Origin of the sequence: Rothia aeria, assembly GCF_016726365.1 — a bacterium.
GTDB lineage: Bacteria > Actinomycetota > Actinomycetes > Actinomycetales > Micrococcaceae > Rothia > Rothia aeria.
This window is the reverse complement of record NZ_CP068102.1, coordinates 2,264,684-2,281,433: the sequence shown is the minus strand read 5'-3', so window position 1 is coordinate 2,281,433 and position 16,750 is coordinate 2,264,684. Positions and strand designations below refer to the sequence as shown.

The 16,750-nt window shown below is 60.4% G+C and carries 17 protein-coding genes; 6 read left to right on the top strand and 11 right to left on the bottom strand.

Annotated elements, in window-relative coordinates; all coding sequences use genetic code 11:
• Positions 1-46: 46 nt before the first annotated feature.
• The 3 genes from I6I94_RS10060 to I6I94_RS10050 all read right to left on the bottom strand — a co-directional run bounded on the left by I6I94_RS10060 (position 47) and on the right by I6I94_RS10050 (position 1,855).
• On the bottom strand, positions 47-736 hold the full coding sequence (locus I6I94_RS10060) for a hypothetical protein (RefSeq protein WP_128087966.1): 690 nt from the start codon (positions 734-736) through the stop codon (positions 47-49).
• Between the two features lie 70 nt (positions 737-806).
• Positions 807-1,493 carry a hypothetical protein gene (locus I6I94_RS10055; protein WP_128087967.1) on the bottom strand — a complete coding sequence of 229 codons (687 nt, stop codon included), beginning with the start codon at positions 1,491-1,493 and terminating at the stop codon, positions 807-809.
• Between the two features lie 143 nt (positions 1,494-1,636).
• A complete protein-coding gene (locus tag I6I94_RS10050) occupies positions 1,637-1,855 on the bottom strand; it encodes a hypothetical protein (RefSeq protein ID WP_236588859.1) in 219 nt (72 codons plus the stop codon).
• Between the two features lie 155 nt (positions 1,856-2,010).
• On the opposite strand from I6I94_RS10050, the gene I6I94_RS10045 reads away from it, so the two are divergent.
• The 4 genes from I6I94_RS10045 (at position 2,011) to I6I94_RS11615 (ending at position 5,989) form a co-directional block, all read left to right on the top strand.
• Positions 2,011-2,559 carry a cation:proton antiporter gene (locus I6I94_RS10045; RefSeq protein ID WP_128087968.1) on the top strand — a complete coding sequence of 183 codons (549 nt, stop codon included), beginning with the start codon at positions 2,011-2,013 and terminating at the stop codon, positions 2,557-2,559.
• A gap of 111 nt (positions 2,560-2,670) precedes the next feature.
• Positions 2,671-4,020 (top strand): glutamate-1-semialdehyde 2,1-aminomutase, encoded by a 1,350-nt coding sequence (gene hemL / locus I6I94_RS10040; RefSeq protein ID WP_128087969.1) that lies wholly within the window; start codon positions 2,671-2,673, stop codon positions 4,018-4,020.
• Between the two features lie 98 nt (positions 4,021-4,118).
• Positions 4,119-5,120 (top strand): hypothetical protein, encoded by a 1,002-nt coding sequence (locus I6I94_RS10035; protein WP_201620662.1) that lies wholly within the window; start codon positions 4,119-4,121, stop codon positions 5,118-5,120.
• 506 nt (positions 5,121-5,626) lie between these two features.
• Complete coding sequence (locus tag I6I94_RS11615; protein WP_371518383.1) at positions 5,627-5,989, top strand: hypothetical protein; 363 nt, start codon at positions 5,627-5,629, stop codon at positions 5,987-5,989.
• Positions 5,990-6,002: 13 nt separating this feature from the next.
• Here the strand turns inward: I6I94_RS11615 and hemB are convergent, their stop codons facing one another.
• The 8 genes from hemB to hemE all read right to left on the bottom strand — a co-directional run bounded on the left by hemB (position 6,003) and on the right by hemE (position 14,659).
• On the bottom strand, positions 6,003-6,998 hold the full coding sequence (gene hemB, locus I6I94_RS10025) for a porphobilinogen synthase (RefSeq protein ID WP_128087972.1): 996 nt from the start codon (positions 6,996-6,998) through the stop codon (positions 6,003-6,005).
• Positions 6,999-7,045: 47 nt separating this feature from the next.
• Entirely contained in the window at positions 7,046-7,561 is a 516-nt protein-coding gene (locus I6I94_RS10020) for an SMI1/KNR4 family protein (RefSeq protein WP_128087973.1), read from the bottom strand.
• A complete protein-coding gene (locus I6I94_RS10015) occupies positions 7,554-8,384 on the bottom strand; it encodes a uroporphyrinogen-III synthase (protein ID WP_128087974.1) in 831 nt (276 codons plus the stop codon). Before I6I94_RS10015 ends, I6I94_RS10020 begins: the two co-directional genes overlap by 8 nt.
• A complete protein-coding gene (locus I6I94_RS10010) occupies positions 8,384-9,487 on the bottom strand; it encodes a hydroxymethylbilane synthase (RefSeq protein WP_128087975.1) in 1,104 nt (367 codons plus the stop codon). The genes I6I94_RS10015 and I6I94_RS10010 overlap by 1 nt, the downstream gene beginning before the upstream one ends.
• A gap of 112 nt (positions 9,488-9,599) precedes the next feature.
• Complete coding sequence (locus I6I94_RS10005; protein WP_236588857.1) at positions 9,600-11,000, bottom strand: ferrochelatase; 1,401 nt, start codon at positions 10,998-11,000, stop codon at positions 9,600-9,602.
• The gene (hemQ, locus tag I6I94_RS10000; protein ID WP_128087976.1) at positions 10,997-11,833 is read right to left on the bottom strand and encodes a hydrogen peroxide-dependent heme synthase; all 837 of its coding nucleotides are present in this window, start codon (positions 11,831-11,833) and stop codon (positions 10,997-10,999) included. The genes I6I94_RS10005 and hemQ overlap by 4 nt, the downstream gene beginning before the upstream one ends.
• Before the next feature lie 125 nt (positions 11,834-11,958).
• Positions 11,959-13,458: a protoporphyrinogen oxidase gene (gene hemG / locus I6I94_RS09995; RefSeq protein ID WP_128087977.1), complete on the bottom strand. Its 1,500-nt coding sequence runs from the start codon at positions 13,456-13,458 to the stop codon at positions 11,959-11,961.
• A gap of 49 nt (positions 13,459-13,507) precedes the next feature.
• Positions 13,508-14,659, bottom strand: coding sequence for a uroporphyrinogen decarboxylase (gene hemE, locus I6I94_RS09990; protein ID WP_128087978.1), 1,152 nt, complete (start codon positions 14,657-14,659; stop codon positions 13,508-13,510).
• Positions 14,660-14,933: 274 nt separating this feature from the next.
• Here hemE and I6I94_RS09985 point away from each other — a divergent pair, with 274 nt between their 5' ends.
• The gene (locus I6I94_RS09985) at positions 14,934-16,181 is read left to right on the top strand and encodes a glutamyl-tRNA reductase (protein WP_201620661.1); all 1,248 of its coding nucleotides are present in this window, start codon (positions 14,934-14,936) and stop codon (positions 16,179-16,181) included.
• A 198-nt stretch (positions 16,182-16,379) separates the two neighbouring features.
• Complete coding sequence (locus I6I94_RS09980; RefSeq protein WP_128087979.1) at positions 16,380-16,607, top strand: DUF3107 domain-containing protein; 228 nt, start codon at positions 16,380-16,382, stop codon at positions 16,605-16,607.
• Positions 16,608-16,750 lie beyond the last annotated feature (143 nt).

Below are 16,750 nucleotides of genomic sequence, written 5' to 3'. Positions count from 1 at the left end.
ATGTGCACCGGCGAATCAGACTGCACCCGTTCCTGTGCGTGCCGCCTTAAAAATCGCCACGGTAGCTGTTTTCCAGCAGGTATTCGAGGGTTCCTCGGCGCGTCATATGCTTCATCAGCTGCCGGTCCATGGGGTTCTTCACGTCAAGCCAGCGCCCTTCCTCAGCACGCACCATCATCAGGGGACCCAAGTAATTCTTGGTTGGGGAACGGTAGATGCGTACCCCCATAAACCTCTTACCTTCTTTGGTTTGTATCTCAAGGCGATCCTCAAGGTGATAGCGGGTGGTGCCATTATCTGAGTGGCTGCTACGCAGAGTACGGGTGTATAGGTACCCGCCGATTTCGGAAAGTTCAAGTGATTGTTTGAACCCAAAGAAATTACGCACCACCACCGCGTTAGAGGTTATTTCGTGGTAAGGGATGGTCAGCGCCCATAGCGTGATCAGTGTAACTAACGCCACAAAGCCTATGGGGATAAAACCTATCATGGTTACCCCGGTGCCGATCCTCTTAGTGGGGTCCATTATCATCAGGCCCACCCCCACAATGAAGCTGCCGATGACCCAAAGTACCGCTTCGATAATGGCGCACAGCCACAAGGGTGTGCGTGCCCGCCACGGTGCTGTAGTCTTCTCACGCTGGTTACGGATTAGAAGGTACACAAAGTGCAGCACGATAATGGCTGTAAGAATACCTGTACCCAAATAGTTGTAGTGTCCTAATGCTTCCAGCAAAGTTCTTCCCGCCCTCTCTGAAGAAAGTTGTATAACTGTCTGCTGCCTTCACGCGGTCATAGCTTCGGGGCTATGCGCCCTTAAGTGTTAGAAAATCGTCACGCACCATGTGCTGCATCAGATATTTAACTGTTTCTCGGTGCGTCAGTTGAGCGAGAATCTGCTGATCACGCGGGTCATCCTCACGGGCCCAGCGCCCATGTTGAGCACGAAACACGATGCGGGCGCCCAGAACGTTAGGAGCGTTTTGACGCAAAACGGAAATCTTATAGAACACGCTGCCCTTAGCATCATATATTTCCAGGTAGTCGCTGCCGCCGCCATCTCTATTAGCACGGTACGGGTAATACTGGTATCCGCTAATCTGTGACAGCTCAAGTGAGCGAACACCCGATCCTGTGGTGCGCACAATAAGAGCGGAAGGGGTGAACTCATAGTAAGGGACGGTCATACGCCATATAGACACGGCAAAAGCGCTAAAAAACATCACAAGAAACACGTACGGCAGAACCGTCCAGAGAGGATCTGACTTCTTTAAGGAGCTTGAGATCGCTATGAAACCACTAGATACACCAGCTACAACAACGCCAATGAGTACCTCGAATAGCGCGACCTTACCCCAAGAGTAAAACCGTACTCTCAACGGAGCGTTTTTCTTTTCGTTCGCCCCGCGTACCAGCAGGTACGTCAAGTGCGTTACGACGATACCGCATACGCCACCGGCAATCACAAGTATCCACAAGAATACGTCGAGCATAAGACTCGAACCTCCTGTCTTCAAGCTACACTTCAACGTTAGCACCATTATGAGGGTATACACCGGATTTCTACTCTGTAGCTTTAGCGCCAAATACCGCAGACCATATTCAGCATGTTGGCAGTGCGCAGGATACGGGGTGTCTACTTTATTCCCTCAATGCAGGCGGTGAGCAAATCCCAGAGCTCTTGACGCTGCGTATCACTAAGCCCTCCCACCATCTGCTGCTCAATCTCGCGGATGCGCCCGGTTGCTTGAGCGAGCATCTGCTCCCCCTGCGGGGTGAGCATGGTAGGTAAGGCTCGGCCTTTAGTGGCGTGAGTAGCAGGATGCGCCGCATCCGTGCCCGATTGAGGTGGCACGCGAGCACCCCGAATGGCGGAGTTATGCGAAGCAGCTGCGGTACGGGCATTTTGAGGTCTCGCACGATTTCTTTGAGCATATTTACCGCTATATGATGAGGTAAAACCGCCCGCGGCGAAGCAGCACAGTGCGGGCATGCACCAGAGGATACGGCGTGGACATAGAATCACATATACAGCAGGTGGAAGACCTCCTTAAACCCCTAGATTGTGACGCGCGGCGCCGGTTTGCCTCCTGGTGTTGCTACGCCCTGGTGGCAGAACCCGCGATCCAGAAGCACCTGACCCTGCTCACCGGCTCGGCTGAAAACTACCGGGTGTGCGAGAGGATCGTTGCGCAATGCTGGTACGGCTCACCGCCCATTAACGCAAAAACCGCCCAAGAAACCCTGCACCGGATCGACTGGGATGATGAAGACACCCCGCTCAATGACGAACCGGCGACACAGGGCTGTCTTGAGATGCTCACGGCAATCAGCAGCATGTTGGGTGGGCTGCGCGCTGGCAGGAAAGATTCCGCCTACTTCGCCAACTGCGCTGAGAACGTTATTAACTGGAAAGACACCCTGGCGTGTTTCCCCGCCAGCGCCGACGGCACACCCGAACAGCAAGACCTGCTGCAGGAGTACGAACGCCAACACCTCTTTCTCCGTGAGCTCGGCGAGGGCCACATTGGCGCTGAAGACATCCATAAGTTCAGGTAGCCCAACTCTTCGATCCCCTACTATAGGCGCGCAGCAGCTGATGCCTGGTGACCAATAACCGCCTATCATGGGATAAGAGACTTTCAGGCGCCCACACACGAAAGGTTACCCATGAGCGTATCAGCCGAACACCACCTGGCACACCAGCACAGCGAAGAGCTTTTTGAACGCTCCCGTTCCGTCATTCCCGGCGGGGTGAACTCCCCCGTGCGTGCTTTCAACTCCGTGGGCGGCACGCCTGCCTTTGTGACCCGCGCATCCGGCCCCTATATTTATGATGCTGACGGCAACGAATACGTAGACCTTGTCTGTTCGTGGGGTCCGGCGATTCTTGGGCACGCGCATCCGCAGGTTGTTGCGGCGGTTCAAGAGGCTGCCTCACGCGGGTTATCGTTCGGTGCCGCATCCGCGCCCGAGGCAGAGCTCGCAGAGCTTGTGGTTGATCGCGTCAACACTGCGATCCCTGGCGCAATCGAGCAGGTACGTATGGTATCTACCGGCACCGAAGCCACCATGACCGCTATTCGCCTGGCACGCGGCATCACCGGGCGCGATAAAATCATCAAATTCTCGGGCTGCTATCACGGGCATGTGGATGCGCTGCTCTCTGAAGCAGGCTCCGGCGTGGCGACTCTCGCCCTACCCGGCTCGGCGGGCGTGACCGCGGCAACCGCATCCGAAACTATTGTGCTGCCCTACAACGATCTTGACGCCGTGCGCGAGGCTTTCGCCGCGCATCCGGGAGAAATTGCCGCCATCATTACCGAAGCCGCCCCCTGCAATATGGGCGTGGTGACTCCCGAACCAGGCTTTAACCGCGGCCTGCGCGAAATGACGCAGAGCAATAATGCCCTGTTGATTTTTGATGAGGTGCTGACCGGTTTCCGCGTCTCGTCCGCCGGGTACTGGGGTAAATTCGCCCCCGAAGATAACGGCTGGGTTCCTGATATTTTCACTTTCGGTAAAGTGATCGGCGGCGGTATGCCGATCGCCGCACTCGCCGGTAAACGTGAGGTGATGGAGCATCTGGCGCCGACCGGCCCCGTCTATCAGGCGGGCACGCTCTCGGGTAATCCACTCTCGGTGGCATCCGGCATTACGACCCTCAAACTCGCCGATGATACCCTCTACCGCACGCTGGATACACGTTCGGAACAGCTACAGGCTGCGCTGACGCAGGCACTGGCCGATGCCGGGGTGGATCATTCGATTCAGACGGCGGGCAACCTGTTCTCGGTTGCCTTTGGTACCGGCGAGCACGGCGTGCGCAACTACGCTGATATTAAGGGTTCTGCCACCGCCAAATACACGGCGTTTTTCCACGCCATGCTTGATGCTGGCGTATACCTTCCCCCGAGTGCTTTTGAGGCGTGGTTCCTCTCCGGAGCGCACGACGATACCGCGATGGAACGCATCATTGAGGCGCTGCCGGGCGCGGCACGTGCGGCGGCTAAAGCCTAACGCGCCCTCACCACCGAGAAAGGGAAATCTGTAGCCCACCCCCATAATTCCTTAATGTATACCCTTGGCTGAGCAGGAAAATCCCATAAAATGGGTATATGGATGTGAGAGATATTTGGCTGATCGCTGCGATAGTTTACCTGGGGCTGTGTCTGCTCAACGAGGTGGCCTATCCCATGTACATCAGCAAAAAGAAAGCAGTAAAGCCAGCGTACGGCGGGTTCTGGAGCGGAACTATTCACATGCTCTGGTATGTGATCGCCTGGTTTGCTCTCGCCCAAACATTCCACCTGTTCTGGGACATCTACTACTACAGTTACGGTCTTGGCGGCGGCGCATTCATACTCCCCTTCGCGCTAATCTACTTAGGTGCTTACTTCGGGCGGCGGCGCTACCGTATAGCACGCGGGCTAAATATTTGGGACCGCGACTACGGTATGCCGCCCATCTACCGGGCAACTCTGGGTAAGCTCGGCAACCTCTTCCGCGGCTCCGAGCAGATGCAGTCAGCCGGTATTATCTACGGCGTATCAGTCTTCGCCTGGGTCACCTGGGGGCTTTACCTGCTGGCGGCTTTCGGTTTCCTCGCATCGCTCTTCGATGCGGGCCCCCTCTACGTGGGCGACATGGCGGTGCTGCTCACCCTGGCCACAGTACTCGGCGCTATTGGGGTGTTCTGGCATTACCGCCACTACACCGTGTTCCTGCCGGATCAGATCCTCATCAGCAGGGTCTTCGGTTCGGCGAAAATTCTCTACTACCAGCAGCTTGAGTTCTTCCGGATCATCCCCACCGACCCCGACGCCATTCACCCCGATATGCAAGATCCTTCCAAATGGCGTATTGAGGTCAAAATACCCGGCAAAAGCGCCCCTTTCTCCACGTCACTGTCTGACCCGGGAGTCCGCTACCTTATCCGGCAGATCGCGTTCCGTATCGAGCAGGAACGCTGGGCTGATATGAACTCCCCAGCCGACCGCGAGCAGCTGCTGCAATACCACAACGATGGCCGTATTATCTGCACCACCAAAGGCCATAAACCCGCAGGTGAATTCGCGCAGGAGGCAGCATACCGCGCATCCTTCAAGCAGACACATTAGGATTTCTTCGCTCTGCCGCGCAGGCGCAAAGATGGGTTCTCTATTGTCGTGATACCATCGCAGAAATGCTGGTCTCACGTTTTATGGAGAACCCATCTTTGAATATTCTTCTGCGGGTGTGATCGGCGGTTGATGGTATCTTTACCACCGCAGGAACCGTTATTTTCCATGAGTGGGCTGTATTCCCTAATGAATAACCCTCACTGTAGGTTGATGAGATAAAGAGGAATTTGTTGGATATACCCAGATTGTCGCGCCAGGGCAGCTTAGCAGACGGTATTACCTGGAGTTCTGAGATGCTTATAGAAAAATTCCACAGGTACCGCTATAGAATCGACAACACTCATGGAACCGGTAAACCCGTTATTTTCATTGGGCTAAACCCAAGTTTAGCCGGAAGCCTTCGGGTCTCCGATCCTACGGTAAAAGCTCTAACTCAGGCTATGCTGGGAACCTGTCACTTCCTCGACCCCGTACATTCTGCACCATTACTGCACGCCCGCACAGTGCTAATTATTAATCTATTCACCTTCGTAGAACCAAATTCGCGCAATATAGAGTATTCCCTAGACCGGCACGCGGTTGCCGAATTAGAGACGGTACTTGCCGAGTTCCCATATGCGCCGATTGTTTGCGGCTGGGGCAAAGAGAATAATTCACCTGAGAGCCGGGAAGTGTGGCATCAGCAGATAAGCGAGTTTATCCGGCGGCTCGCGGATCGTTCCTGCTACCGTCTTGAGCTACCACACTCCCCTAATTCTGATGGTTCATTGGATGCGCGTTCCTGGTCGCCGCGAGGTATCAACAGTGCCCTCAGGAACTTGCCGTCTGGTACCCGCATGGTCCTTGCCCGGTTTACTCCCCAATAAAGTATCCCTAGGGTTAGTCTTCACGCAGCCAGCGGGCGGCTTCGGCTGCATAGTAGGTGAGAATCATGTCCGCGCCCGCGCGGTGAATCGAACGCAGCGCCTCCAACGCCACGGCACGGCGGTCAATCCAGCCGTTTGCCGCGGCGGCTTCAATCATGGCGTACTCCCCCGACACCTGGTACGCCGCCACCGGCACAGGTGAAAATTCGGCGACCTCACGCACAATATCGAGGTAACTTCCGGCAGGCTTGACCATCACCATATCGGCGCCCTCGTCAATATCGGCCTGCACCTCCAGGAGAGATTCGCGGCGGTTCGCCGGATCCTGCTGATACGTTTTGCGGTTCCCGGTAAAGCTAGACTCCACCGCATCGCGGAACGGACCAAAGAACGCTGAGGCATACTTCGCCGAATACGCCATAATAGAGACGTTCTGGAACCCGGCCGTATCCAGTGCGGCGCGCATGGCGGCAATCTGCCCGTCCATCATGCCCGACGGGGACACCGTGTGTGCCCCGGCGCGTGCCTGAGACACTGCCATCTTGCAGTACAGTTCCACGGTTGCGTCGTTATCGACAATCATGGTGCCGTAACCATCATCGACAAGCACGCCGCAGTGCCCGTGAGAGGTGAACTCGTCCAGGCAGGTATCGGCCATAATAACGATCTCGTCGCCAAACTCGGCACGGCAGGCAGCGATAGCGCGGTTCAAAATACCGTTCTCATCCCAGGCCGCCGAACCTACCTCGTCCTTATCATCATCCAGCGGAACCCCGAAGAGGTCGATGCATTTAATGCCCGCCTCCGCAGCCTGGCGCACAGCAGGAATTAGGGACTCTAGCGTGTGCTGGTACTGCCCGGGCATTGAGGAAATCGGCTGTGGTTCGCTCATGCCGTCGCGCACGAAAAACACCTGGATCAGCTGCTCGGGACGCAGCGCGGTCTCGGCGGTGAGGGCGCGCATCGCGGCGGTGGTGCGCAGTCGGCGGGGTCGTCGGGTCAGGTTCATGAGGTGTGTCCTTTCAGTAGCTGATTCGGTGGCGGGTGCGGCTGGGGTTACTCGGGTGGGGCGAACGGGTAATCCTCAAACAGGCCATCCCGTATAGCGTTCACGGAGCGTACAAAATCTTGCCTCTGCGTATCGGTGAGCGACCCGCGCCGATCCAGGTAATCTTCAAGTTCTCTGTACAGAAAATGCAGTTCCACAAACTCCGTAAAGCTAATGCGCATATCCTCCACATGCTGCGCATCGTACTGGCCCGCATCGTGGTCGTAGTACAGGATGGTGTTACTGTCGCGGGCGAAAAACCACTCATCGCCATTACCGGCGCTGCCCACAGGCCACACCGTGCGGCTGAACTCGGGGTGCTCCCGCTCCAGGTAACGGTGATGCTCCAGGGCCTGCTCATACCCGTAAAGACAGCAGTCGGCGGTTATCTCCCCACCACGGTACTGCGCTAAAAACCGCAGGTACGCACCGTCCAGCCCGGCGGGTAGTTTGCCGGGCAGCGTTATTTTATCCGTGCGGCGCTGACAACACTGCGCCAGCTGCTCATCCCACCCGTTAAGCACCCGCGCTCACCACCGAAAACGCGGCGGACGCCAAATCCTGCGCAGACGGGGAATCCGCCACCACATACGGCACCCCCAAAGAACGCGCAGCAGATGCGGTGCTCTGCCCAATAGCCACCACCGGCGGGAACCTGTCGGTCGGCACCCCCTCGGCGAGCGCCTGAAGCAGCGACGGGGCGGTAGCGACCACGGCATCCGTTACTGGCTGGCCAGCAGATGTCTCACGGCTGAGGGCTTCCCGGGCTGCGTCACACCCAAGCTCACCGGGGGCGAGGTCAGCCTCGGCCGCAGGCTCCATACGGTACACCACGGTGCGCATCACCCGAAAGCCCAACGCCCCCAGCCCCTCACGCAGGGTAGGCCGGGCGTTCTGGCCCTCAACCACCCACACGGTGTCAGGCTCGTCCTGCTGACGATCACTGGCGGGGAAACCGGCAAGCATCCCCATGGCGCTCTGGGTGTGCGGTATATAGTCCGGCTCTATCCCGCACCGTTCCAGTTCCGCTGCGGTCGCCTTACCCACGCACGCCAGGCGCGCATCGGCGGCATTAAGCACATGCGCGAAATGCTCTCCCCACAGCTCGGTGCAGGCACGCACCGCATTGGCGCTTGTGAACGTCACCCACGCCACCTGATCGGCGGCGGTCGCTTGAAGGGCCGCGCTCAGCTCGGGGGTGTACGCCACGGTGCGCGGCACATGCACCGGCGCATACAGCACGTTCGGGGCGGGCTCACCCCGCTGCCGGGCAAGCTCACTCAGCGCCCGCGCGAACCCGGTGCCTTTAGCTGCTGTGCGGGTGAGCAGAACGCGCGCGGCGCCCACTAGGACACCTCAAGCCCGGCAAGTGCGGCTGCACCCATCTGCAGCATATCTTCAGCCACGTGCACCCCCAGCCTTTCGGCACCGGGTATGTCCAGCTCCACGGTCGCAGCAGAGTGGCGGATGCACTCGGTGCCCCTGGGGTCTGCGACTATGGCGGTGAGTACCAAATCGCCCTCTATTACGTGCGCATAGGCGCCGATGGGGGCGGCGCATCCGGCTTCTAGGCGGCGCAGCAGAGCACGCTCCGCAGTGACCGCCAGCCGGGTCTCAAAATGGTCGGCGGCAATCAGTGCGGCCCCCAAAGAACGCACCGGCCGGGAAATTTCGGTCTCCGTCAGGGAGGCAATATCCGGGTTGGCGAATTCGCTCTCACGCACCTCAAGGGCGAGCGCGCCCTGCCCTGGGGCTGGGAGCATGCGGGTAGGGTCAAGGTACTCGGTAATAACGTCCTCTTTGTTCAGGCGTTTGAGGCCCGACACAGCCAGCACCACGGCGTCACAGTCACCGGTGGTTTCGGCCCCCACCCCGGTGTGCGCCTGCCGGTCGGTTTCAGCCGAGCCCTGCACCATCACCTGCCGGGCACCGTGCTCTTCGAGCCCTTTCACACGGGCGATGCGGGTGCCCACATTACCGCGGATATCAACGATTTCAAGGTCGGGGCGCAGCAGCCGCAGCTGCGCTGCACGGCGCGGCGACCCGGTGCCGACGCGGGCGCCGGTGGGGAGGGTATCAAGAGTCAGCTGATCACGCGCAACAAGCGCATCGCGCGGGTCTTCGCGTTCGAGGGTTGCCGCGACCACCAGCCCGGGGCATGGGGCAGAGGGCAGGTCTTTCAGGGAGTGCACCGCCATATCGACGCCTTCCCCGTTATTGCCCGCCAGCAGGCGCTGACGCAGGGCCGCAGCGAACACGCCGGTGCCGCCCAGGGTTGCGAGCGGGCCGGCGAGCGTATCCCCCTCAGTTTTGACGGTGACCAGCTCAAATTCCACACCGGTGGTGCCCTCATGAGCGTGGGAGGCGGCGGTGACGTGTTCGGCGGCGAGGGTGCTCTGGGTGAGGGCTAACGCCGACCCGCGTGTGCCCAGCAGGTAGGTCTCGCTCATGGTTCTCCTTGAGGGTATTAGTGGTGGGGTCACGGCGTGGGGTTTCGGGGTACGCGGGTGGTGCCGGTTCTATGGTTCCTATCTCCTGGGCGGCACCCGCCTGAAGCATCAGCTACGGGTTCGTGCCGCCGGAGTATTCGGCGATAACCGGTTTCGCGGCGCCCCGCGCGGGTTTGCAGCAGTCGGGGTCGCATTCGTCGAACCAGCCGCGTTCGCCGGTCACTGATTCCTCGCACACGCTCTCCCGGGTGCGGGCCGCCTCATGATCCAGCCCGGTGTGTGGGTTGGCTGCGACGCGTTCGGCAATCAGGCGGCGTAACGATTCAACGTACGCCGGGTGCGTGCCGGGGGTGGGGGTGCGTACCGCCGCGATCCCGTGCTCGGCGCAGGTATCCAGTGCCTCGGTGTCAAGGTCCCATTTGACTTCCATATGGTCAGAGACGAAACCCAGCGGCACCAGAACAATACCGTCTATATCACCGGCGGCTTTCTCAATCGCGTCGTTCACGTCGGGTTCAAGCCACGGCATGGACGGCGGGCCGGAGCGTGACTGGTACACCAGCTCCCAGTCGGTATTATCCAGCAGGCTCTCATGATGCTCCTGCACTCGCGCGAGGACGGCGCGGGCCACCTGCAGGTGCTTCTCAACATACGCGGATCCGCCCTCATAGTCGATACCGCGCGGGCCTGCCTCATTCGCGGCGGAGGTCGGCACCGAGTGGGTGCAGAACATAATGCGGATCCGCCCATTCCCTGCAGCGGCGGTACCGTCAGCACGCCGTGCAGCCACCTGCTCCTGCACCTGCTTCAGCCCGTCCTGCAGGCCGTCGGCGAAGGCCTGCACAAACCCGGGGGTGTCGAAGAATTGGCGGATCTTATCGACGCGCATCTGACCGTGAAGCCCCAGTTTTTGAAGCGCCACCCCGTAGTCTTCACGGTATTGGCGGCAGCTGGAGTAGCCGGGGTAGGCGCTGGTGGCAAGCACCAGAATATTGCGGTGCCCTTCCTCATACGCCTGCTGCAGCACGTCACTGACGTAGGGGTCCCAGTTGCGGTTCGCCCACACGATGGGGATGCGCGGGCCGCGTTCGGCCAGGGCCTGTTTCAGGGCGGCCAGCAAAGCACGGTTCTGCTCGTTAATGGGAGAGACACCGCCGTTAGCACGGTAGTGGGTGGCGACCTCTTCAAGACGCTCATCGGGAATCCCGCGGCCCGCCGTGACATTACGCAGGAAGGGAATCACATCGTCCTGCCCCTCGGGGCCGCCGAACGATGAGAGAATCACCAGATCATACGGGGCGGGGGCAGCCGCGCGGGAACGGGTGATGCCGCACTCGCCGCGGTAGCTGCCGATTGTGTCCTCGTTCAGTACCGCGGGGCCGTTGGAGGCGGTATTGTGCGGGTCGGTCACGTTCGGGCGGATATTATTGGGCACCGAGCCGCAGCAGCCGCTGCACACACCGCTGCCGCCAGCACCCGGGCGGGCTGCATGGTTCGTTACCGGTTGATTCACGCGAGCACCTCAGCAACGTCGGCAGCTGGGATACGGCGCCCGGTGTAGAAGGGAATTTCCTCACGCACATACAGACGCGCCTCAGTGTTGCGGAAGTGGCGCATCATATCGACCAGGTCCACCAGTTCGGGGGCTTCAAGGGCAAGCACCCACTCGTAGTCGTTCAAGCCGAAGGTGGCCACAGTGTTGGCGAGCACCTGCGGGAAATCGATAGCTTTCATCCCGTGGTTTTTGAGCATTTCGGCGCGGCGCTGCGGGTTCATGTAGTACCAGTCGTACGAGCGCACGAACGGGTACACGCACACCCACGCCTCGGGTGCTTTACCCCGCGAGTAGGCGGGGGCGTGGTTGCGGGTGAACTCGGCGTCGCGGTGCACACCCATGGTGGACCACACGATGGTGGTGGCCCCGAACAGGGCGGTGCGGCGGATCTTACGCACAGCCTCCTGCAGCTTTTCGGGGGCTGAGCCGTGGGTCCAGACCATCACATCGGCGTTGTTGCGCATGGCGGACACGTCGTAGAGGCCGCGCACGGTCACCCCGTCGTTGGCGAGTTCCTGGGTGAGTTCCTCGAACTCTGCGATGGCGGCGGGGCTGGAGGCCCCTTCCGGGCGCACCCCGTCACGGGCAAACACAGTGTAGAGCGTGTAGAAGAGCTTCTCGCCGTTCTCGCGGCCGCGTTTATTTTCTTCTGCGGGCGAGTGCTGCTGGCTGCCGTACCCGTGTGCAGGCCGGTCACCGTACGCCCCGTGAGGCCCGTGCCCGCCATGGGCGTGGGAGCCGCCAGCGGGCGCGCCGTGCGAATGTGCGTCGTGGTGGGATTCCTGTGACATTATTCTTCCTTTCGTGCGGCGGTTTCCCGCCCTACCTGCGTTCTTGATTGTGCGGCGTTCCCCATCCTCGCCGGGGCGCCTATGCTGTTATTGTTTGGTGGGCGGGCACGGGGCCGCCTGGGGTGCTACCCGGCTGCTTCTTCGCCGCTTTTGGCGCCGTCGGCCTGCGGGGTGTTTCGTTTGAGGAACTGTTCCACCTGCTCGCGGGTGTCACGCACCGTTGAGACCAGCCCGGACCCGGCAGCCCAGGTTCCCACCACGCACACCGTCTCCAGCTGCGCCGTGAGTTCCCGGAATGTTTTCACCTTATCCCGGTGGCCCGGGGCGGTGCGCGGTAATACGTTGCTCCAGCGCACCACGTCCGCATCCAGCAGCTCATGGGCGGTGATGGGAACGTCCAGCAGTTTCGCGGCGTCGTGAAGCGCCAGGGTGATGAGCTGCTCGTCGGCAAGCGCCACATCGCTAATGCTCGCGTTCTCTCCGCCGCGACCGTACGAAAGACGCACCACGTGCTTGTCTTTCCCGACGGCCTCGGCGACCCACGGCCATTTCGCGCTCACATGGGTAAGTGCCTTAGCGCGCACATTTGTGACCTCCTCGGAGACCAGCATGCCGGTGCCGCGCGGGTGCGCGTTCAAGGCGGGTTGCTCCACCACAAGGGTCACGAGCGCAACCTCGGGTCCAGGTTCCAGGGTGGGCAGCGAAGTTTTAATGTGTGAACCCAGCAGGCGCGCAGTGGTGGGCCCGTCGGTGGCGAGCACCAAATAGTCGGCGCGTAGGGTGGCCTGAATCTCCCCGTCGACGGTGTGCCGCTGAATCACGAACCACTCCCCCGTGACGCTGTCACGGTCAATGGCGATCACATCGAACCCCGCAATAATACGCGCACATTTGGTGTACAGGTCTTCCACCAGCTTCTCAGAGAGCTGGTTCAAGCCCCCGGATAGGCTAGCCACCTGGGAACCGGCCGGGGCCTGCGACCTCAGCGCTGCGGAGGCGGCAGCAAGGGACTTATGTTTTTTCAGCCCTTCGCGTAGCCCGGGGATGGTGGCGTCCGCATCCAGCTGGTCGGGGTGCGCCGAATACACACCCGAAACCACCGGGGCCACCAGGTTTTTCAGCACCTTATTGCCCATACGGGCGCGCACCAGCTCGCCAAGAGTTTTTGCTTTAGCACCTACAGAGGCCGGTAGGGTCTTATCAAGTTTGGCGCGGCGCAGCCCCGCCCGGCCGAGCACCCCGAGCAGGGTTTTATCATCCAGGTTGCCCGGAATACCCATAATCCCGGTGTTCGGGGTTTTACGCGCCCCGAAAGGCAGGTACAGCCACGAGCCGTGCGGGTTGGGGGTGACAATATGCTCCCCAAGGCCCAGCTCTTTAACAAGCTCCGAAACGATGGGTGAGCGGGTGGCGTAGGATTCCGCACCGGAATCCAGCAGCAGCCCCCCAACTTCGTGCGCACCGACGGCACCGCCCAGATGGTCTTTTTGTTCGAGGAGGGTCACGCGCACCCCGGCTGCGGCGAGCTCCCGGGCAGCTAACAGCCCGGAGACACCGCCGCCCACCACGATCGCGGTGGGTGCGTTCTTTCCTATGTGCGGGTGTGCTGCCCTGTGTAGACCCATATCGTACTGTTCCTCGTTATTATTGCGGTGCTTTCCTAGTGTGTAGTTTCTAGTGTAGTGAGTTGGTGGGGTGTTCGTGAATATATGCCACCAGATCGGTGAGTACCTGCGGGTCCGTTGTGGGCGGCACCCCGTGCCCCAGGTTCACAATATGGGCGGGGGCGCTCGCCCCGGCGGCGAGTACCTCATCCGCGTGAGCGTACAGGGCCTCACGCCCAGCAGACAGAAGCGCGGGATCGATATTCCCCTGAAGCGGCACCGCACCGTTGAGCCTGCGGTTTGCCTCATCAAGAGGCAGGCGGTAGTCCACCCCAATCACATCGGCACCGGCCTCATGCATGGCGGGCAGCAGCTCGGCGGTTCCGGTACCAAAGTGGATGCGCGGCACCCCAAATTCCTCAACCATACCCAGGGCGGCGGCGGAGTGTTCCTGCACGTACCGGCGGTAGTCTGCTTCGCCCAACGAGCCCGCCCAGGAGTCGAAGAGCTGCACGGCGGATGCACCCGCCTCAATCTGGGCCCGCAGAAACTGCCCGGCGGTGCGCGCGGCCCACTGCGCCAACTCGCGCCAAGCAACGGGGTCGGCGTGCATCATGGTGCGGGGGCGCAGGTGATCGCGGGAGGGGCCGCCCTCAACCATATAGGCGGCAACGGTGAACGGTGCACCCGCAAAACCAATAAGCGGGGTGGAACCGAGCATCTCGACGGTTGCCGCGACCGCCTCACGAATAGGGTCGAGTGCCGCATCGGTCAGCTCCGGCAGGGCATGCACTTCATCAAGCGTGCGCACAGGATTCTCAAGTACAGGGCCGCGGCCGGGCACAATATCGACATTCACGCCCGCAAGCTTCATGGGGATAACGATATCCGAGAAGAAAATACCGGCATCGACGTTGTGACGGCGCACCGGCTGCACGGTAATCTCGGCGGCAAGTTCGGGGGTCAAGCAGGCGTCCAGCATGGGAATTCCCTCGCGCGCCTTGCGGTACTCGGGCAACGAACGCCCCGCCTGGCGCATAAACCAGACCGGGCGATGCTCAGATGCGCGCCCGGTGAGCGCCTGCAGCATCGGCGAATCGGCGGTTTGGGCGGCACGCAGCGGGTGGGATGCACTCAGGCGCGACAGCTGCGCCTCGGTCAGCAAATCACGCTGGCGCTCCGCCGGATGCGGCGGGCAGGGTACAGGGCTGGTTTTGGTCATATATCCCAGTGTGCCAGGTTTTGGACGTGTGTTTTTACGACACATTGTCACATTCCGACATGTTTTACACCCCGTACTAGACACATAGGCATACCTTAGTATTTACAAGGGAGAAGCTACCTCAGCAAAGAACGGGCTTCGTGTTTTCTGCACCCTAATACACACCGCCGAAACCCACACCGGGCGATAAAAACCCACTCATTCTCACATTCGGCGACTAGTCACCTCACGAGTTTTACACACTCGCCCACAAAGTGTTTATGATTAGTTCCTAGTGACTATTTACGCCTTTGTGGCCTCCCACCGGATAATCGACCTGACCACCGTCGCATTACTGAGCAACGGTGCCTCCGGCGTACCCGAAACACTCAAAAGCGACACCGCCCAGCAGCTGGGGGTTGAAGGGTCCGTGGTGCTGGCAACCTGCAACCGCCTCGAAGTGTACATAAAACTGACGGTTCCCAAGCATCTGCCCCCCGTGAGCGAGCTGATATTCGCTCATATCGCCACCCAAGCCGGACTCGCCCAAGAGATCGTCAGCAGCAGCTTTGAGGTGTACAGCGACCTCGAATCCGCCGAGCACCTTTTCACCGTGGCCTCGGGCCTGGAATCGGCGGTAGTTGGTGAACGAGAAATTGCCGGGCAGGTACGGCGGGCGCTCGCCACCGCCCAGCAGGCCAGCCCCGTGCCGGGTGAGCTGGTGCAGCTCTTTGAGCACGCCGCACACACCGCCCGTCAGGTAGGCCAGCACACCACCATCGGGTCGCAGGGGCGTTCTATTGTGGCGGTCGCCCTTGATTTGGCCGATACTGTGGCTGAAAAAGACTGGGCTAACCGGCGGGCACTCATCTTCGGTACGGGCGCCTATGCGGGTGCCACCATTGCAGCCCTGCGGGAACGCGGATGCGAAGATATTTGGGTGAATTCCCGCTCAGGCCGTGCCCAGCAGTTTGCCGCCAAACGCGATGTGCACGCGGTACCGCAGGGGCACTCATGGCAGGCAATGGCCGAGGCGGATGTGATTATCGGCTGTTCCGGCGGGGCCGCCCCGCTGCCGCCCTCCGACATTCCCCCCGGTCGGCACACCATCCTTGATTTGGCGCTCTCTCGCGATTTCGACCCCGCAGTGGCGGACCTGCCCGAGGTGGAGCTTATCACCCTAGAGTCGGTGCGGATGGCCGCCCCCGAAGAAACTGAAGAGGCCGTCGAAACCGCCCAGCGCATTGTCGAATCGGAGATGCAGGCGTTTGCCGCCCGCCAGAAAACCCGCAATATTGATGCGGCTATTGTTGCTTTACGCGGGCACACCATGAGCGTGCTCGACACCGAGCTTGAAAAGGTGCGCAACCAGTTTGGGTGTGGTGCCGCCGCCGAACAGCTGGAACTGGCAATGCGCCGCATGGTCAAATCCCTGCTGCACACCCCCACCATCCGGGCCAAGCAGATGGCCGCCCAGGGGCGCACCGATGAGTACGTGGCCGGGCTGGAGGCACTCTACGGTATTGAGGTCGAAGAAGACTAAACCGGCACGCCCCCAATGCCGCCGGGCACCAACCGTTAACGCGAGGTTTGCACGGGGCCAAATGCCCGCTTGAACGTGAGGGTAAAACCCGCTAAGCCCCCGGCGAATCGGCGATACCGCCCGCCCGAAGAGCGCCCCCGGCGGGTTACACTAATCATCAAGACAAAACGCCCCGCCAAGTGTTTTACAAGGAGCATCATGGAAATCAAAATCGGTATCCGCCACATTTCTCGCGAGATCAGCATCGACACCAATGAGACCGCCGAAAAGGTGCGCTCAAAGGTGACCGACGCTATTCATAACGGCACCACGCTTGAGATTACCGATGAGAAAGGCGCCACAACCTTCATACCCGGTGCGCAGATCAGCTATGTTGAGTTGGGCACCGAGGAGAAGCGTCACATCGGCTTCGGCTTCAGCGCCTAAACTCTGCCGCAGCACGCCCGCACCCGCCGGTTTCTGTTCCGTGCGGATGCGGGCTTTTGCACGCTTGCAATGAATATTTTTCCGCGCCATCACGGCGAATAAAGATGCGATTCGTCCTCAGACGGGTTAACATTTAAGGGTTA